The sequence below is a fragment of the Mesorhizobium sp. B1-1-7 genome (genome assembly GCF_006442705.1).
In the GTDB taxonomy this organism is placed as follows: Bacteria; Pseudomonadota; Alphaproteobacteria; order Rhizobiales; family Rhizobiaceae; genus Mesorhizobium; species Mesorhizobium opportunistum.
The window spans coordinates 39,833-55,776 of record NZ_VFWQ01000013.1 but is presented as its reverse complement, the minus strand read 5'-3'; the positions used below and the strand labels follow the sequence as shown (position 1 = coordinate 55,776).

The window sequence follows — 15,944 nt, the reverse complement described above, 5'->3', positions numbered from 1 at the left end:
TTCGGCGCTCCTTCTTCAATGCCGCGCGATACAAATGACTGGGAAAAATTGGCGCGAGGCACCCCCCTCTGCCCTGCCGGGCATCTCCCCCGCAAGGGGGGAGATCGGCAACTTCCCGGTCCCGCCTCGCATTCTGCGCCGAAGATTGGCGAAAGCCTGGATCAGGGCCGATCTCCCCCTTGCGGGGAGATGCCCGGCAGGGCAGAGGGGGGTGCCTCGCACCGGCATCTCTTACCCCTGCCTGTCACCAAGGCACCACCGCAATCTCCGGCCAATATTCCCTCGCGCGCCTGCCCTTCGCATCATGCGTGCGCTGGTTGTCCATCACCCGGTTCGGTGTGATGCGAAACGAAAAAATATCGTCGAGCCCAAACGGCGCCACCAGCTCCAATTGCCCGTCACCCCCGTATCGCACCCCGACCGCATGGGTCTTCGAGGCAAAATGCCCAACCGAGTCGCTGGAACTGGAATAACGCGGGCAGGGCTGTCCGAACTTCTGCGGGTACCACAGATGCACCCGCGCCTGGTTGCGCACCTCGACCGGCAATGCCAGTCCTTCGAAATGCCGTGCCGCCCGGTGAATGATGGCGTCCTCGGCTTCGTAGGATAAATCCGCGTCATCGAAATAGAACAAGTCGACATCTTTGATGCCGTAGCCCGAAGGCTTGCCGGTCAGATGGTTCCAGACGCTGTTGTAGAGCGCACCGGAAACCACCAGCCAGTCCGGCAGGTCGAGCGAGTGCGCCCGCACCAGCGCGTCCTGGACCAGCGGGTCCGCCGAGACGATATCGAGAAACACCGCTCGTTGTGCTTCGAACGGCAGCCCGGAATAGCGCAGATGGTCCATCGCCCTTTTTGAGGGCGATTCGCCATCGCTCCGCAAGTTCTAGCCGCGCAGAACACCACCGGTCTGCTTGCCGACATTCTCGACGATGCGCTTGGCGAGTGCCTCGAAATCCTCGTCGGTCAGCGTCTTTTCGACCGGCTGGATCGACACTTCGATGGCGATCGATTTTTTGTCGGCGCCGAGCGATGCACCCTCGAAGATGTCGAAGACCGAGACACCAGTGATCAGCTTCTTGTCGGCGGCAAGGGCGGCGCGCACCAGCGTGCCGGCCTCGACGGATCTATCGACGACGAAGGCGAAGTCGCGCTTCACCGCCTGGAAGGCGGAAAGCTCCAGCTTCGGCTTGGTCTTCGTCGGCTTGGCCTTCGGCTCGGGCACGGCGTCGACGAACACTTCGAAGCCGCACAGCGGTCCGGAGACGTCGAGCCCTTCCAGCGTCTTCGGGTGGAACTCGCCGAAGGTGCCCAGCACCGTTTTCGGCCCGAGCTTGATCGTGCCGGAGCGGCCGGGATGGTACCAGGCCGGACCGCCGGGCTCGATCTGCAGCCGGTCGACCGGCGCGCCGCAGGCTTCGAGTGCGGCGATCGCATCGGCCTTGGCGTCGAACACGCCAACCGCGCCGGGATTGCCGGCCCAGTTGCGGCCTGAGCCGTCGAGCTTGGCGGTGCCGCGGCGCACGCCGGCGGCGACGCGGCGCTGCTGGTCGGCGCCGTCGCCCTCATAGGTGCCCGAGACTTCGAACAGTGCCACGTCGCCGATGCCCTTGTCGGCATTGCGCTGGGCAGCGGCGATCAGCCCCGGAAGCAGCGAGGGCCGCATGTCGGACATGTCGGCGGCGATCGGGTTGGCGAGCTTGAGCGCCGTCTGGCCGCCGCCGAACAATTCGGCGTGCCTGGCCGGGATGAACGACCATGTGACGGCCTCCATCATGCCGCGCACTGCCAATGCGCGCTTGGCCGTGCGGGTGCGCACCTGCAGCGTGGTGAGGATTTTTGCATTGACCGTGTCATGCGCGCCGAGCGGCTGCGGCGCGATGTTGTCGACGCCGTGGATGCGCATCACCTCCTCGACCAGGTCGGCCTTGCCGTCGACATCGGGACGCCAGGAGGGCACGGTGACGTTGACGACATCGCCCGATCCGTCCGCCGTGAAACCGAGGCGCGAGAGAATGTCCAGGCTTTCCGCCCTGGGGACCTCGATCCCGGTCAGGCGCTTGATGTCCGACAGCGGGAAGGAGACCATCTTGGGCTGGTGGCTTGCATAGCCTGCCACTTCGATCTCCGTCGGCGTGCCGCCGCAGAAATCGAGCACCAGTTTCGTCGCCAGTTCCACGCCTGGCACCATGAATTCGGGATCGACACCGCGTTCGAAGCGATAGCGCGCATCGGTGATGATGCCGAGTGTGCGGCCGGTGCGGGCGGTGGTGATCGGATCCCAAAGTGCGGACTCGACCAGCACGTCGGTGGTGTTTTCGTCGCAGCCGGAATGCTCGCCGCCCATGATGCCGGCGATCGATTCGACGCCATCGTCATCCGCGATCACGCACATCTCCGGCGTCAGCGTGTATTCGCGGCCGTCGAGCGCCAGCACCTTCTCGCCATCGCGCGCGCGGCGCACGGCGAGGTTGCCGGCGACCTTCTTGGCATCGAACACATGCAGCGGCCGGCCACGATCGAAGGTGACGTAATTGGTGATGTCCACCAGCGCGCTGATCGGCCGAAGGCCAATAGCGATCAGCCGCTGCTGCAGCCATTTCGGCGACGGGCCGTTCTTCACGCCTTTGACCAGCCTGAGGGCGAAGCCAGGACAGAGTTCCGGGGCTTCGATCGCCACCTTAACCGGGCACATGCCGCTGCCGGCATGGGGCATGATGGCGCCGCCAACGAGACGACCGAGCCCGCTCGCAGCCAGATCCCTGGCGATGCCATAGACGCTGGTCGCGTCAGGCCGGTTCGGCGTCAGATTGATCTCGATCACCGGATCGTCGAGATGCGCATAGGTCGCGAAGCTGGTGCCGACCGGCGCATCGGCGGGCAGGTCGATGATGCCGTTATGCTCGTCGGAAAGCTCCAGTTCGCGCTCGGAGCACATCATGCCATGGCTTTCGACGCCCCGGATCTTGCCGACCGTCAGCGTCACGTCGATGCCGGGCACATAGGTGCCGGGCGCGGCAAAGGCGCCGATCAGGCCCGCGCGGGCGTTCGGCGCTCCACACACCACTTGCACCGGCGGCTTGCCGTCGCCGGTGTCGACGGTCAGCACCCGCAGCCGGTCGGCATCCGGGTGCTGCACCGCCGTCAGTACCTTGGCGATAACGAAGGGTTTCAGGCTCGATTTGTCGTCGACATGCTCGACTTCGAGGCCGATCGAGGTCAGCCGCTCGACGATCTCGGCGAGCGTGGCGTCAGTCTCGAGATGATCCTTGAGCCAGGAGAGGGTGAATTTCATGGGATTGTTCCGTCTGGTCTTTTGACGCTTGTTTTCAAATGTCTCGGCAAGTCGTCGGACATATGCAGGAAAGGAAGCTGCTCGCTCACATAGGCATGCTGCGTCGGCTTGAAATCGGCCGGCCTGTCCATGGCGCCGAGCACGAAGTAGATATCGTCCTCGAGCCGGTCATCGACATAGGCGATCGGCGAGCCGCAGATGCCGCAGAACGAACGCGTTACCGGGCCGTTCTCGTACATCTTCAACGCCTTGCCCGTAAACGCCACCTTGTCGACCGGGAAGCCGACAAAAGCCGATACGGGCGCGCCGCTGGCCCGCCGGCAATCGCCGCAATGGCAATAGCTGACGTGGTGCGGTTCGACAGAGACCTCGAACCGCACGGCACCGCAGCGGCAGCCGCCGATGTGGGCTTCTGTCACGCGCTCAAGCCCCCGAACAGGGTCGGCATGTCGAGCGGTCTAAAGCCGTAATGCGACAGCCAGCGGACATCGGCATCGAAGAAGGCGCGCAGGTCCGGCATGCCGTATTTCAGCATGGCGATGCGGTCGATGCCCATGCCCCAGGCAAAGCCCTGGTATTCGTCGGGATCAAGCCCGCCGGCACGCAGCACGTTGGGGTGCACCATGCCGCAGCCGAGGATCTCCATCCAGTCGGAGCCTTCGCCGAAGCGCACTTCGCCTGGCCGCGAGCGGTCGCACTGGATGTCGACCTCGAGGCTTGGCTCGGTGAAAGGGAAGAAGGACGGCCGGAAGCGCATCTTGACCGAGGGCACCTCGAAGAAGGCCTTGCAGAACTCCTCCAGCACCCACTTCATGTTGGCGACGTTGGCCGACTTGTCGATCACCAGACCCTCGACCTGATGGAACATCGGCGAGTGGGTGGCGTCGGAATCCTGCCGATAGGTCTTGCCCGGAATGACGATGCGGATCGGCGGCTTCTGCTTCTCCATGGTGCGGATCTGCACCGGGGAGGTGTGGGTGCGCAAAAGCTTGCGCTCGCCCTTCTCGTCCGGCTGGAAGAAGAAAGTGTCGTGCATCTCGCGCGCCGGATGGCCTTCCGGGAAATTCAGCGCGGTGAAATTGTAATAGTCGGTCTCGATATCGGGACCTTCGGCGATCGCGAAGCCGAGGTCACCGAAGATCGCCGCGATCTCGTCGATGACCTGGCTGATCGGATGGATGCGGCCGCGCTCGGCCGGCGATTGCCGCACCGGCAGCGTCACGTCGACCTTCTCGGCGGCCAGCCGCGCGGCGATCGCCACGTCCTTCAACTCGGCCTTGCGGGCGGTCAGCGCCTCGGTGACACGGTTCTTGAGGCCATTGATGGCAGGGCCTTTGACCTGGCGCTCCTCGGGGGTCATGGCGCCCAGCGTTTTCAGCATTTCGGACACGGTGCCCTTCTTACCGAAGGCCGCGATGCGCACGGCTTCGATCGCCGGCTCATCGGCGGCCGATGCGATGTCGGACAGAAGCGAATCTTCCAGGGCTTCAAGATTTCCTGCGGTGGCGTTCACGGCGAAACTCTCTTGATCGGGCGACCGACACCATTTTGGTTTCGTTGTCACCATTTTGGTTACATCAGGGTCAAAAAAGAACCCGCGCCAGCCGAGCCAGCGCGGGTTCCCCAAATCAGAATCGCGAATGCTTGGGAAGCGCTGGTCTTAGGCGACAGCGCTTTCAAAAGCGTTCGGCGTGGTGTTCTTCAGATATTCGAGCGCGACCTTGGCCTTGGCGACCAGCGCGGCGAAAGCCTGCGGCTCGTGGATGGCCATGTCGGACAGGATCTTGCGATCGATCTCGATGCCGGCCTTGTTGAGGCCGTCGATGAAGCGGCCATAGGTCAGGCCATGCTCGTGGGTCGCGGCGTTGATGCGCTGGATCCACAGCGCGCGGAACGAGCGCTTGCGGTTCTTGCGGTCGCGGTAAGCGTACTGCAGCGACTTTTCCACCGCCTGCTTGGCGATGCGGATGGTGTTCTTGCGGCGGCCGTAGAAGCCTTTGGCGGCTTTCAGGACCTTCTTGTGCTTGGCGTGCGAGGTGACGCCTCTCTTTACGCGTGCCATGTCATGATCTCCTTAAAAGCAATTCCAGGAAGTGTGTTGCGGTTTTCCGTTCGGAATTGCGTAAAACAAACGCTGTCCAGACCGAATGCCTTAGAGGCCGTTCGGCAGAAAATTCTTGATGACCTTCTTGCCATCCGGTTCAGCCAGAACCATCGTGCCGCGGGCATTTCGAATGAACTTGTTGGAACGCTTGATCATGCCGTGACGCTTGCCGGCCGCAGCCGACAGGACTTTACCCGTACCTGTGATCTTGAACCGCTTCTTGGCGGCCGACTTGGTCTTCATCTTGGGCATTTTGCTACTCCGTCTCGTTGGCGCACTATCGCGCTTCTTGTTCGCTTCGGGCCGACCAAAGCCCGAAAAGCAAATGAAACCGCCACGGCATGCCCTGCCGGGCGGTTTTCTTGAACGGCGGTGCTATACGTCAAAGCGGGCCCGTGTGCAACACCCACCGCGCCGCGCCCTTTCGGCCTCGGTCAGGGCAGCGTGAACCAAACGGGCAGCATCCCCGACTGCTGGGCACCGTCGATCAGTTCGAAGGCCGGCAGTGCAACGAGGAACACCAGGCCGTCGAGCAGCGTGGTCAACAGCAGACGCGGCTTGAAGCTTCCGGTATCGCCTTCCTGGTAGAGGGAAAGGTTCGGGAAGAAGCGCGGCACCCGCGCCAGATAGGCGGCATAGGGTGCGCCGAGCGCTTCCTTGAGGAATTTCTCCTCGCGCAAGATAACGATATGGAAGGCACCCGCGCACAGCAGCGCGAACAGGATGATGCCGGAGAACGAGCCGATCTGCGCGCCGACGCCGGCCGCGGCCAGTGTCGAGAACACATAGAGCGGGTTGCGGGTGATCGAATAGGGTCCGCCCGTCACTACTTCGGACGATTTGCGCCCGCCTATATAGAGCGTCGCCCAGAGGCGGCCGACGATGCCGAGGAAGATCAGCAGCACGCCGAACATCTCGATCGTCTCATGCACCGGCGTGTCGGGTGGGAAGGTCGACTGACCAAACAGCAGTGCCAAAAACAGCACCACCACGAGCACGGCAAGCACGAGCCGGCGCATCTGCTGGTAATTGCCCAGCCCGTATTTGAGTTCGTTGTCCAAGGGATGTCCGATCGTCGAGGAGCTTAGCCGGCGATCGCGGCTTTAGCCGAGAAACAGGCGTCCCGCCGATCGCCGGGACGCTCTGCAAGACAATTCAGGCGGTTTTGAAGCGCTAGCCACGCCTGACTTTATCGTGATCTCAGATGTTCAGCACACCTTAGCGCGGCGCCAGCACCATCATCATCTGGCGGCCTTCGAGCTTCGGCTCGGCCTCGACCTTGGCGATAGTCGCCACTTCTTCGCGCACCTTGTTCAGAAGCTGCATGCCGAGCTCCATATGCGCCATCTCGCGGCCACGGAAGCGCAGCGTCAGCTTGACCTTGTCGCCTTCCTCGAAAAAGCGGCGAACCGCCTTCATCTTGGTCTCGTAGTCGTGGCTGTCGATGTTCGGGCGCATCTTGATCTCCTTGATCTCGATGACCTTCTGATTCTTGCGCGCCTCGGCCGCCTTCTTCTGGTTGGCGTATTTCAACTTGCCGAGATCGAGGATTTTTACGACGGGAGGAACCGCGTTGGGCGATATTTCGACGAGATCGAGCCCAGCCTCTTCGGCGAGCAGCAATGCGTCGTTGATGGAAACATCACCGCGGTTCTGGCCTTCTGCGTCGATAAGCTGGACCCGGGGAACCCGGATATCACGGTTGGAGCGCGGCCCATCCTTGGTCGGCGCCGCTGCTTTGAAAGGTCTGCGAATGGTCGTGGTCTCCTTGGCCGTTTCGTTCCGGGTTTTGTCGGTCTGATGTGTGGACGCGTCAATGTGGTGAGCGCGCGGGCGGAGTCAATAGCACAGCATTGACAGAAAATCACCCTGATCGCGGGCCTGCACCAAACAAAGAGCATCGTGAGCACTTTTCGCCACGCCTGTGGCTGTGTCACAAGAACCCCGCGCCGAAAAAGGGCCCGAGGAAAAGCCATGACCGCCACGCCGCCAATCTTCCTGGATGTTGATGGATCGCGCATCGCGGTGCGCCATTTGACGGGTTCCACGCCGGGTATTGTCTGGCTCGGCGGCTACAAGTCGGACATGCTGGGCACGAAGGCTGAGACGCTGTCGGACTGGGCCGCGAGCGAAGGCCGGGCTTTCCTGCGCCATGACTATTCGGGCCATGGCGAATCCGGCGGCGCCTTTGCCGACGGCACGATTTCGACATGGCTGTCGCAGAGCCTTGCCGTGTTCCGCCATTTCACAAGGGGCAATCAGATCCTGGTCGGCTCCTCGATGGGCGCCTGGATCGCGCTGCGCATGGTGCAGGAATTGCGCAAGGCGGGCGACGCAAGCGTCGTCGGCCTGGTGCTGCTGGCGCCAGCGCCGGATTTTACCGCCGAACTGGTCGAACCGGTGCTGACCAAGGCGCAGAAACGCGACCTCGCAAAAAAGGGGTTCTTCGCCGAGCCGTCGGATTATTCCCAGGAACCCTACATCTACACGCGCGCCTTGATCGAGGACGGGCGCGACAACCGGGTGATGACGGGCCCGATCGACACCCATTGCCCGGTTCACATCCTGCAGGGCCTGGCCGATGCGGACGTGCCGTCGAGCCACGCGTTGAAGCTGGTCAGCCTGCTGCCGGCCGACGATGTCACATTGTCGCTCATTCCTGACGGCGACCACCGCCTGTCGCGGCCGCAGGATCTCGACATGCTGGTGCGGTCGGTCGGTGACATGGCCAAGCGGGGCTGATGAGCATGCGCCTTTCCATCCCGATCTCAGCCTTTGTCGCGGCCATTGTCGGCTTTGGCGGCACACTGGCCATCGTCATTGCCGCCGCCCATGCGGTCGGCGCGACGCAAATCCAGACGGCGAGCTGGGTGACGACCATTTGCCTTGCCATGGCCATCGAGAGCCTGTGGCTGTCCTGGCGCACGAAAATGCCCGTCATCACCGCATGGTCGACGCCGGGCCTGGCGCTGATGGCGGCGTCGAGCGGTTTTTCGATCGGCGAGGCCGTCGCCGCCTTCATCGTCACCGCCATCCTGTTGATCGCCACCGGCCTGTTCAAGCCGTTGACGCAGCTGATCTCCAGGATACCGCCCTCTGTCGCCTCCGGCATGCTGGCCGGCATCGTCGTCACCTTCGCGCTCAACGCGGTCAAGACCGTTCCCGTCGACCCCTGGCTGATCCTGCCGCTGATCGCGGCCTTCTTCATCATCCGCCTGTTCAACCCGGCGCTGTCGGTGCTGGCGGTGCTGATCGGGGGCGGTCTCGCCGCCTTCTTGACCGGCCGTGTCGGCGGCCTGCCGACACCGGAACTGTCGACGCTGACGCTGATCGCGCCCGATTTCACCGCCAAGGCGATGATCGGCCTGGCGCTGCCGCTCTATCTCGTCACCATGGCCTCGCAGAACCTGTCGGGCCTCGCCGTGCTGCGCGCCGCCGGCTACCACCCGGAGCCCGGCCCGCTGATCGGCGTCACCGGTCTCTTGTCGTTGCTGTCGGCGCCGTTTGGCGGCTCGACCACCAACCTGGCGGCGATCTCGGCGGCGATCTGCACCGGGCCGGACGTCCATCCTGATCCGGCCGAGCGCTGGAAGACCGGGCCGTTCTATGCGCTCGCCTATCTCATCTTCGCGATTTTCGGCGCCTCGCTGGTGGCGATCTTCGCCGTCCTGCCGCAGAGCCTGATCGTGCTGGTGGCGGGGCTCGCGCTGATGGCATCGCTCGCCAACGCGCTGGCCATCGCGCTGAAGGACGAGGGACAGCGCATGGCCGCCACGGTCACTTTTGTCGTCACCGCCTCGGGGCTGACGCTGTTCGGCGTTGGGGCCGCGTTCTGGGGGCTGATCGCCGGTCTGGTCGTGCTTTTCCTCGATACGCTCAAAAAGCGATAATCATTTCAGACCTTTGTCCGGTTTTGGCGGACATTGTCTTGAATCGCCGTTTTTGCCTTCCCATTTCGATTCCACGCAGCCGGTCCTGGCTGTCTCCAACCGAAGGAATGGGAGAAAATGAACACATCTGCATTGATCCGCCCGGCCTGGACGCCGGCAACCATCGCGTTGATGGTGATCGGCTTCATGGTGTTCTGGCCGCTCGGCTTCGCCATGCTCGCCTACATCATCTGGGGCGACCGGCTCGACGGCTTCAAGCGTGACGTTAACCGCGCGACCGACGGCATCTTCGCTGGCTGCCGCCGTGGTTCCGACAAGGCCGCGCGCTGGGGTCACGGCTCCGCCCGCACCGGCAACGTCGCTTTCGACGACTGGCGCGAAAAGGAACTTGAGCGCTTGAACGAAGAGCGCCGCAAGCTCGACGAGATGCTGACGCAGTTCGACGAGTATGCCCGCGAATTGCGCCGCGCCAAGGACCAGGACGAGTTCGATCGCTTCATGGCGAACCGCAACAAGTCGACTGCCCCGACGAAGACCGATCCGAGCACCGGAACGACCCCCACCAAGCGTGGCAAAGGTTCTAACCTGCTCGACGACTGAAGCCTAGCGACAGGGCCAAGGTATGATGACGGCGTCGCGTAAGCGGCGCCGTTTCTTTTTTGTTCTATTCGTTTTTCTCGAATCGCGTATCGTCCCGCCATGACCATCGGATTCTTTCGCAATCTGACGAAGCCCAAGCCCACGCCCGCCGTGGAGCGGGAATATTGTGTCGCCGGCCGCACGCTGCCGCTCAAGATCGTCGAGAGCGCCAGGGCGCGGCGCCTGACGCTGCGCATCGATTCCGGCGGCCAGGGCCTGCGCATCACCGTTCCGCCGGGCCTGCGCCGCGGCGAGGTGGACCGGTTCCTCGAGCGCCACCAGGACTGGCTGGAGCAGCGGCTGGCCAAGGTGCCGACCCGGCCCCAGGTGCGGCCCGGCATCAGGATCCCGATACGCGGCGTGCCGCACCGCATCGTCCATGAGCCGTCGAAGCGCGGCACCGTCACGGTGTCGCGCGACGAGCGTGGCCCGCTGCTGATCGTGCATGGCGACCGGATCCACCTGCCGCGCCGCATCGCCGATTTCTTGAAGCGCGAGGCCAAGAAGGAGATCGAGAAGCTGGTGGTCAAGCACACCGGGGCGCTCGGCAAGCGCGCCAAGGCGATCCGCTACAAGGACACCTCCAGCCGCTGGGGATCATGCACCTCGGAGGGCAACCTGTCCTTCTCGTGGCGCATCATGATGGCACCGCAGCCTGTGATAAACTATCTCGTGGCCCATGAGGTGGCGCATCTCAAGGAGATGAACCACGGTCCGAAATTCTGGAAATTGTGCGAGAAACTCTGCCCCGACACCGACCGCTGCAAGGATTGGCTGAAGCGCAATGGCGGGGCGCTGCAGGCGATCATGTTCGAGTAGTCTGCTCGGCTACGCGGACCTCGCCAATCACGCCGAATGCGCGAGCGGTGTGTCCTGCCGGACAGGGTCCAGGCCGAAATGTGAGCGAAGGGTCGTTCCTTCGTAATCCTCGCGGAACAGTCCACGTTTGCGCAGGATCGGCACCACCTCCGTCGCGAACAGCTCGAATTGCTTATGCATGATCGGCGGCATGACGTTGAAGCCGTCGGCCGCGCCGGAGTGAAACCAGTCCTCGACGATGTCGGCGACTTGCTCGGGCGTTCCCGTCGCCGTGAAATGTCCACGCGCCCCAGCCAGCTTCTGCAGCAATTGGCGGAGGGTCAGCCCCTCCTTGAGCGCGACGTCGATGTACCCGGTCGCCCGGCTTCTGGACGCCTCCACCTGGGAAGGGTCGGGAAAATCCCCGCGGGTGAGCGGCCGGTCAAGCGGAATACCGGAGAAATCATGGCCGCCGAATCGCGCCGAAAGGCGGACCAGCCCGATTTGCGGGCTTGTCAGCGCGTCGAGTTCTTCCCAGACCTGCTTCGCCTCGTGGGTCGTCGATCCGATTGCAGCGCTGATGCCGGGCAGAACCACGATGTCCTGCGGGCGACGGCCGAAAGCGGCCGCTCGACCCTTCACGTCCGCGTAGAACGATTGCGCGGTTTCCTTGGCAAGGTGAGCCGTGAAAATGGCCTCCGCCCATCGCGCCGCAAAGGCGCGCCCGGTTTCCGATTGTCCCGCCTGCACATATACCGGTCGCCCTTGCGGGCTGCTTGGCACGTTGAGCGGTCCGTGCGTGCGGAAATGGCTGCCCCGATAGTTTGCCGGCTGTATCAGCCTGGGATCGAGATACTGCCCGGCGTCCCGGTCATCCACGATGGCCTCTGCGGGAAAGCTACGCCACAGGGCATCGACCGCCTCCACGAATTCGTCTGCAAGCGCGTAGCGGTCGCCATGGGCGACATCCTGCTCCAGGCCGTAGTTGGCGCCCGCCTGGGGCGCCCAGGAGGTGACGATGTTCCAGCCTGCGCGTCCCCCGGACAGATGGTCGAGGGAAGCGAACTGGCGCGCATGCGTGAAAGGCAGGCTGTAGGTGGTGGATGCCGTGCCGATGAGGCCGATCTGGCTGGTGCGGGCCGCGAGGGCTGAAAGCAGCGTGATCGGCTCGAGAGCGCCCGTCGCCACCAGGCCACCATTGCTGGGCGCGACCAGAACGTCCGCGAGGAATACGGCGTCGAATTTCGCCGCTTCGGCGATCCGGGTGGCCTCGACATAGAGCTCCAGGTCGGTAAGGGCGCGTCGCGTTGAATCCGGATGACGCCAGGCGCCCTCATGGTGTCCGCGCGGCATGAGGAAGAGGTTGAAATGCATTTTACGCGCCATGGAGCTTTCCCTCACATTAGATTGGTTTCAACGCCGAGACTGCGCAGCAGGGTCTGCCGAAGTTCGACAAACGTCTGGTCGCCTGGGCTTCGCGGGTGCGGCAGGGCGACTTGATGGTCTTCGGCGATCCGGCCGTCTTTCAGAACAAGGATCCGATCGGACAGGAGCAGGGCTTCGTCGACGTCATGGGTGACGAGGACGACCGTCGGCTTGTGTTGTTCGACCAGACGGAACAACAGGCCATGCATACGCATGCGGGTCAGGGCATCGAGCGCGCCGAACGGCTCGTCGGCGAGCAGCAGTTCCGGCTGGCGAAGCAGGGAACGGGCCAGCGCCGCCCGCTGCTTCTGGCCGCCGGACAGCGTGGCCGGCCAGACATCCGCCTTGTCGGCGAGCCCCACGGAATCCAGCATGGCGGATGCCGCGGCCCTTGCATCGGATCTTCTCAGGCCGAGCGTCAGGTTGTCGATGACGCTCATCCAGGGCAGAAGCCTTGCATCCTGAAACAGAACGGAAGTGTTTCGGGGCGTGCGGAAGTCGCCTTGCGTCACGGCATCGTCGTCGAGACCGGCAAGCGCACGCAAAAGGGTCGTTTTTCCGGAGCCGGATTCGCCGAGTAGCGCAACGAACTGGCCCCTTGGTATTTCGAGCGTTATGTCGTTCAGGATCGTCTTTTGTCCGAAACCTCTGGACAAGTTGCGCAACAACACCGGCCCGAACGAGGCAGTGTGAACGTTCATGTTCCCAGAGCCCTCCGGTAGGCGAGCGTCCGCGCTTCGATCAGCCGAACCAGGGCGTCGGAGACGAGGCCAAGAATTGCGTAGATGAATATCCCGACCACGATCACGTCGGTCTGGCCCCAGTCGCGGGCGCGGTTCATCAGGTAACCGATGCCGGTCTGGGTGTTGATCAGCTCAAGAACGACCAGCGTCGTCCAGCAGATCGTGACGGCAAGACGCAACGACACGAACAGGCCGGGCAGAGCGCCGGGAAGTGCGACCCTGCGAATGAATTCGGAGCGCGTCAGGCCAAGGGTTCGCGCCAGTTCGACATGGCCGATGTCGATGCCTCTGATGGCCGCATGGGTGTTGATGTAGACAGGCACGAGAACGGCCGTGAAGATCAGGAATATCTTCATGGCCTCGCCGATCCCCAGCCAGATGATGACGAGAGGGATCAGTGCCAGTGTCGGGACGGCGCGTTTTATCTGCACAACTCCGTCGATAAGCGCCTCGCCGCTCCGGGTCAGGCCGGAAAGAAGCGCCAGGATGACGCCGACCGTGACGCCGAGGAAAAGCCCTGCATAGGCACGTCCGGCCGAAGCCAGCAGATGCGGCAGCAAGCTGCCATCCGCCAACAGTTCGTAACCCGTCACGACGGCCGTGGACGGTGCTGTCAGCGTATAGGGGGAAAGGATGCCCATGCGGGACGCGGCCTCCCAAACCAGGACCACGAGAGCGGGACCGAGCAATCTCGCACCCGGGGGAAGCCGAGACGGCGCGAGGCGTACGCTTCCCGAGGTTCTGGCTTCGCGGCCGGCGCCTGCCGACGCCTTGCGAACATGTGTTGGAAAGGGACGGTCCGAAATGAACTCTGTCACGGTTCCTCCTGTCTATCTTCCGATGCGTCTCAGCGTTCGGCCGATACGATCGAATCGTAGGTGTCGACGAAAAAGCTCTTCGCGTCGAAGCGCTCCTTGAGCAGTCCGGCCTGGTAGAGGATGTCGATCAGCTTCTGATGATGGGGAATTGCCTCTGCCGCGGTCTGCAGCACGAGCGGAGATTCGCCCGCAACGACAGCGGCGGTGTCGTCCGGGGTGAGCCGCTGGAAGTCGGTATAATAATGTTTCGCCCAAGCTTGCTTGTTCGCATTGGCCCATTTGGCCGCGCGTGCGAAGGCGCCAAGGAAGCTCCCGATGGCCGCCGCTTTCTGGGGATCGGTCAGAACTTCGGGCCGGGCATAGAAATAGCTGGTGCTGGGCAGGACCTGACGTTCCAGAGGGTCGAGGACTGGGGAAGCCCCGACCTGTTTGACAAGACGCGTCACATGGGGCTCCGTAAGCACGGCGACATCAACTGCCCCGGATCGAACAGCATCCGGCAGATCCGCAACGCGAAGGTTTACGAGCTCGACATCCTTCAGCGAGACGCCCGCGCGGTTCAGCGCCTCGATCAGGAAGACCTGGCGTCCGGAGCCTTCGACATAGCTCAGCTTCTTGCCCTTCAGCTCCGCCAACTTGTGGATGACCAGTCCCGGACGGCTGATGAGGTGGTATTGCGCGACCTGACGCGTAAACGTGCCGACGATGGGCAGCAGCGTACCGGCCGCTCGCGCCTGGATCGGCGGCGTATCGCCGACATAGGCGATATCCAGAGCGCCGGCGCGGATCGCTTCGAGAATGGCCGGCCCGCCTGCAAAGTTTGGAAAACTTCCCTTGAAGCCGAGCTTCGGCGCCTCGCCGCTGGCCTCGAGGAGGTTCCGCACGAATTCGCTCTGGTCAGCGACGGCAAGCGTTGTGTCCGGATCGACTGTCAACGCGGCCCTTGCCGGGGGCCCAAAGGCGAGCCCGAGCGAGAATGTGGAGGCAAAGGAGAGAAACCTGCGTCTGTCCATGATGATGCGATCCCGGCTTGCGTCATGCGGCGCTTGAACGCCCGCCGGGTTAAAGTGCATAAAAAATATAGATTTAATAAGGAATCAGATTTTGTGTATTCGGCGAAAGTGAGATTTCTGTTCCGGCGAGAACGGTTCCGAGCAGGATCGGACTACCTTTCGCAACGATCGGAGCTATCCGGCGTCAAGGTCCTGCACTGTCGGATGTCACGGCATTCGCCTGCCATTCAATCGTCGTTCGCCGCATTGAGCTCATCCGGCCGCAGCCCCTCGTCGGCATGATGCGGCCAGGGCAGGAAATTGCGGTCGAAGGCGTCGCTGCCGAAATAATCCAGCACCCGGTGCGCCTCGGCGCCGTTGAAGGCGGCCTTGTCCATCAGGTGGGCGATGACCTCGCGCGCCTGCACGATCTTCTGCCTCAATTCGGCAACGGTTCTGTCGGCCATGATTGTGCTCCCGCCTGGCATTCACTCCATCCATAGGTAGCGCCTTTGGCGTTGCCGGCAAACAGCATGCTTTTTCTCGACTCTTGGCGCGTTTCATGCCAATTCCCGCGTCATGGCGCTCGACATCAAGATCTGCGGCTTGAAGACCGACCAGGCAATGGCCGCGGCCCTTGCCGGCGGCGCCAGCCATGTCGGCTTCATTTTCTTTGCCAAGAGCCCGCGCTATCTCGAACCGGCCGAGGCCGGTCGTCTGCGCGAAGCTGCGCGCGGCAAGGCCTTGGCGGTTGCAGTCACGGTTGACGCCGGCGATGCCGTCCTGGACGAGATCGTCGAAAAAATGCAGCCCGACATGCTGCAGCTGCACGGTTCGGAAACGCCCGAGAGGATAGCCGAGGTCAAGGCCCGCCATGGCCTGCCGGTGATGAAGGCGCTGCCGCTCAGCGAGGCTGCCGATCTCGACCGGATAAGGTCGTTCATCGGCGTCGCCGACCGGTTCCTGTTCGACGCCAAGCCGCCAAAGGGTTCCGAGCTGCCGGGCGGCAACGGCGTCACCTTCGACTGGCGCATTCTCGCCGGCCTTGACGCCGGCGTCGATTACATGCTTTCCGGTGGGCTCAACGCCGCCAATATCGGTGATGCCCTTCGCCTTGCCAATCCGCCCGCAATAGACATTTCCTCGGGCGTGGAAAGCGCGCCGGGCGTCAAGGATCCGGCGCTGATCGAACAGTTTTTCCGGGCCGTCAGGGCAGCACGCGACGATCGCGCCGCCTGAA

The 15,944-nt window shown here is 63.2% G+C and carries 18 protein-coding genes; 5 read left to right on the top strand and 13 right to left on the bottom strand.

What is annotated here, in order from left to right; translation table 11 throughout:
• Positions 1-244: 244 nt before the first annotated feature.
• The 8 genes from FJ978_RS22335 to infC all read right to left on the bottom strand — a co-directional run bounded on the left by FJ978_RS22335 (position 245) and on the right by infC (position 7,154).
• On the bottom strand, positions 245-847 hold the full coding sequence (locus FJ978_RS22335) for a nucleotidyltransferase family protein (RefSeq protein WP_140574031.1): 603 nt from the start codon (positions 845-847) through the stop codon (positions 245-247).
• A gap of 39 nt (positions 848-886) precedes the next feature.
• Positions 887-3,295 (bottom strand): phenylalanine--tRNA ligase subunit beta, encoded by a 2,409-nt coding sequence (gene pheT, locus FJ978_RS22330; protein WP_140574029.1) that lies wholly within the window; start codon positions 3,293-3,295, stop codon positions 887-889.
• Positions 3,292-3,714 (bottom strand): GFA family protein, encoded by a 423-nt coding sequence (locus tag FJ978_RS22325; RefSeq protein WP_140574027.1) that lies wholly within the window; start codon positions 3,712-3,714, stop codon positions 3,292-3,294. The genes pheT and FJ978_RS22325 overlap by 4 nt, the downstream gene beginning before the upstream one ends.
• The gene (pheS, locus tag FJ978_RS22320) at positions 3,711-4,808 is read right to left on the bottom strand and encodes a phenylalanine--tRNA ligase subunit alpha (RefSeq protein WP_140574025.1); all 1,098 of its coding nucleotides are present in this window, start codon (positions 4,806-4,808) and stop codon (positions 3,711-3,713) included. Before pheS ends, FJ978_RS22325 begins: the two co-directional genes overlap by 4 nt.
• A gap of 147 nt (positions 4,809-4,955) precedes the next feature.
• On the bottom strand, positions 4,956-5,357 hold the full coding sequence (gene rplT, locus FJ978_RS22315; protein WP_006201247.1) for a 50S ribosomal protein L20: 402 nt from the start codon (positions 5,355-5,357) through the stop codon (positions 4,956-4,958).
• 90 nt (positions 5,358-5,447) lie between these two features.
• Positions 5,448-5,651, bottom strand: a complete 204-nt coding sequence (gene rpmI / locus FJ978_RS22310) for a 50S ribosomal protein L35 (protein ID WP_006201248.1) — start codon at positions 5,649-5,651, stop codon at positions 5,448-5,450.
• Between the two features lie 182 nt (positions 5,652-5,833).
• Entirely contained in the window at positions 5,834-6,460 is a 627-nt protein-coding gene (locus FJ978_RS22305; RefSeq protein ID WP_013891665.1) for an isoprenylcysteine carboxylmethyltransferase family protein, read from the bottom strand.
• Positions 6,461-6,617: 157 nt separating this feature from the next.
• A complete protein-coding gene (gene infC / locus FJ978_RS22300) occupies positions 6,618-7,154 on the bottom strand; it encodes a translation initiation factor IF-3 (protein WP_010912915.1) in 537 nt (178 codons plus the stop codon).
• A 219-nt stretch (positions 7,155-7,373) separates the two neighbouring features.
• On the opposite strand from infC, the gene FJ978_RS22295 reads away from it, so the two are divergent.
• From FJ978_RS22295 to FJ978_RS22280, 4 genes are all read left to right on the top strand, one after another.
• Positions 7,374-8,141 carry an alpha/beta hydrolase gene (locus FJ978_RS22295; protein WP_140574023.1) on the top strand — a complete coding sequence of 256 codons (768 nt, stop codon included), beginning with the start codon at positions 7,374-7,376 and terminating at the stop codon, positions 8,139-8,141.
• A gap of 5 nt (positions 8,142-8,146) precedes the next feature.
• A complete protein-coding gene (locus tag FJ978_RS22290; RefSeq protein ID WP_140574297.1) occupies positions 8,147-9,289 on the top strand; it encodes a benzoate/H(+) symporter BenE family transporter in 1,143 nt (380 codons plus the stop codon).
• Between the two features lie 117 nt (positions 9,290-9,406).
• On the top strand, positions 9,407-9,889 hold the full coding sequence (locus FJ978_RS22285) for a DUF2852 domain-containing protein (RefSeq protein ID WP_023765624.1): 483 nt from the start codon (positions 9,407-9,409) through the stop codon (positions 9,887-9,889).
• 99 nt (positions 9,890-9,988) lie between these two features.
• The gene (locus tag FJ978_RS22280; RefSeq protein WP_013891661.1) at positions 9,989-10,747 is read left to right on the top strand and encodes a M48 family metallopeptidase; all 759 of its coding nucleotides are present in this window, start codon (positions 9,989-9,991) and stop codon (positions 10,745-10,747) included.
• Positions 10,748-10,774: 27 nt separating this feature from the next.
• On the opposite strand, the gene FJ978_RS22275 is transcribed toward FJ978_RS22280, so the two are convergent.
• The 5 genes from FJ978_RS22275 to FJ978_RS22255 all read right to left on the bottom strand — a co-directional run bounded on the left by FJ978_RS22275 (position 10,775) and on the right by FJ978_RS22255 (position 15,171).
• The gene (locus FJ978_RS22275; RefSeq protein ID WP_140574021.1) at positions 10,775-12,112 is read right to left on the bottom strand and encodes an LLM class flavin-dependent oxidoreductase; all 1,338 of its coding nucleotides are present in this window, start codon (positions 12,110-12,112) and stop codon (positions 10,775-10,777) included.
• An 11-nt stretch (positions 12,113-12,123) separates the two neighbouring features.
• Positions 12,124-12,852 carry an ABC transporter ATP-binding protein gene (locus FJ978_RS22270; RefSeq protein ID WP_013891659.1) on the bottom strand — a complete coding sequence of 243 codons (729 nt, stop codon included), beginning with the start codon at positions 12,850-12,852 and terminating at the stop codon, positions 12,124-12,126.
• Positions 12,849-13,535 carry an ABC transporter permease gene (locus tag FJ978_RS22265; protein ID WP_246678181.1) on the bottom strand — a complete coding sequence of 229 codons (687 nt, stop codon included), beginning with the start codon at positions 13,533-13,535 and terminating at the stop codon, positions 12,849-12,851. Before FJ978_RS22265 ends, FJ978_RS22270 begins: the two co-directional genes overlap by 4 nt.
• A 206-nt stretch (positions 13,536-13,741) precedes the next feature.
• Entirely contained in the window at positions 13,742-14,647 is a 906-nt protein-coding gene (locus FJ978_RS22260; protein WP_246678180.1) for an ABC transporter substrate-binding protein, read from the bottom strand.
• Positions 14,648-14,952: 305 nt separating this feature from the next.
• Positions 14,953-15,171: a hypothetical protein gene (locus FJ978_RS22255; protein ID WP_013891656.1), complete on the bottom strand. Its 219-nt coding sequence runs from the start codon at positions 15,169-15,171 to the stop codon at positions 14,953-14,955.
• Positions 15,172-15,283: 112 nt separating this feature from the next.
• On the opposite strand from FJ978_RS22255, the gene FJ978_RS22250 reads away from it, so the two are divergent.
• Positions 15,284-15,943, top strand: coding sequence for a phosphoribosylanthranilate isomerase (locus FJ978_RS22250; protein WP_140574017.1), 660 nt, complete (start codon positions 15,284-15,286; stop codon positions 15,941-15,943).
• Position 15,944 lies beyond the last annotated feature (1 nt).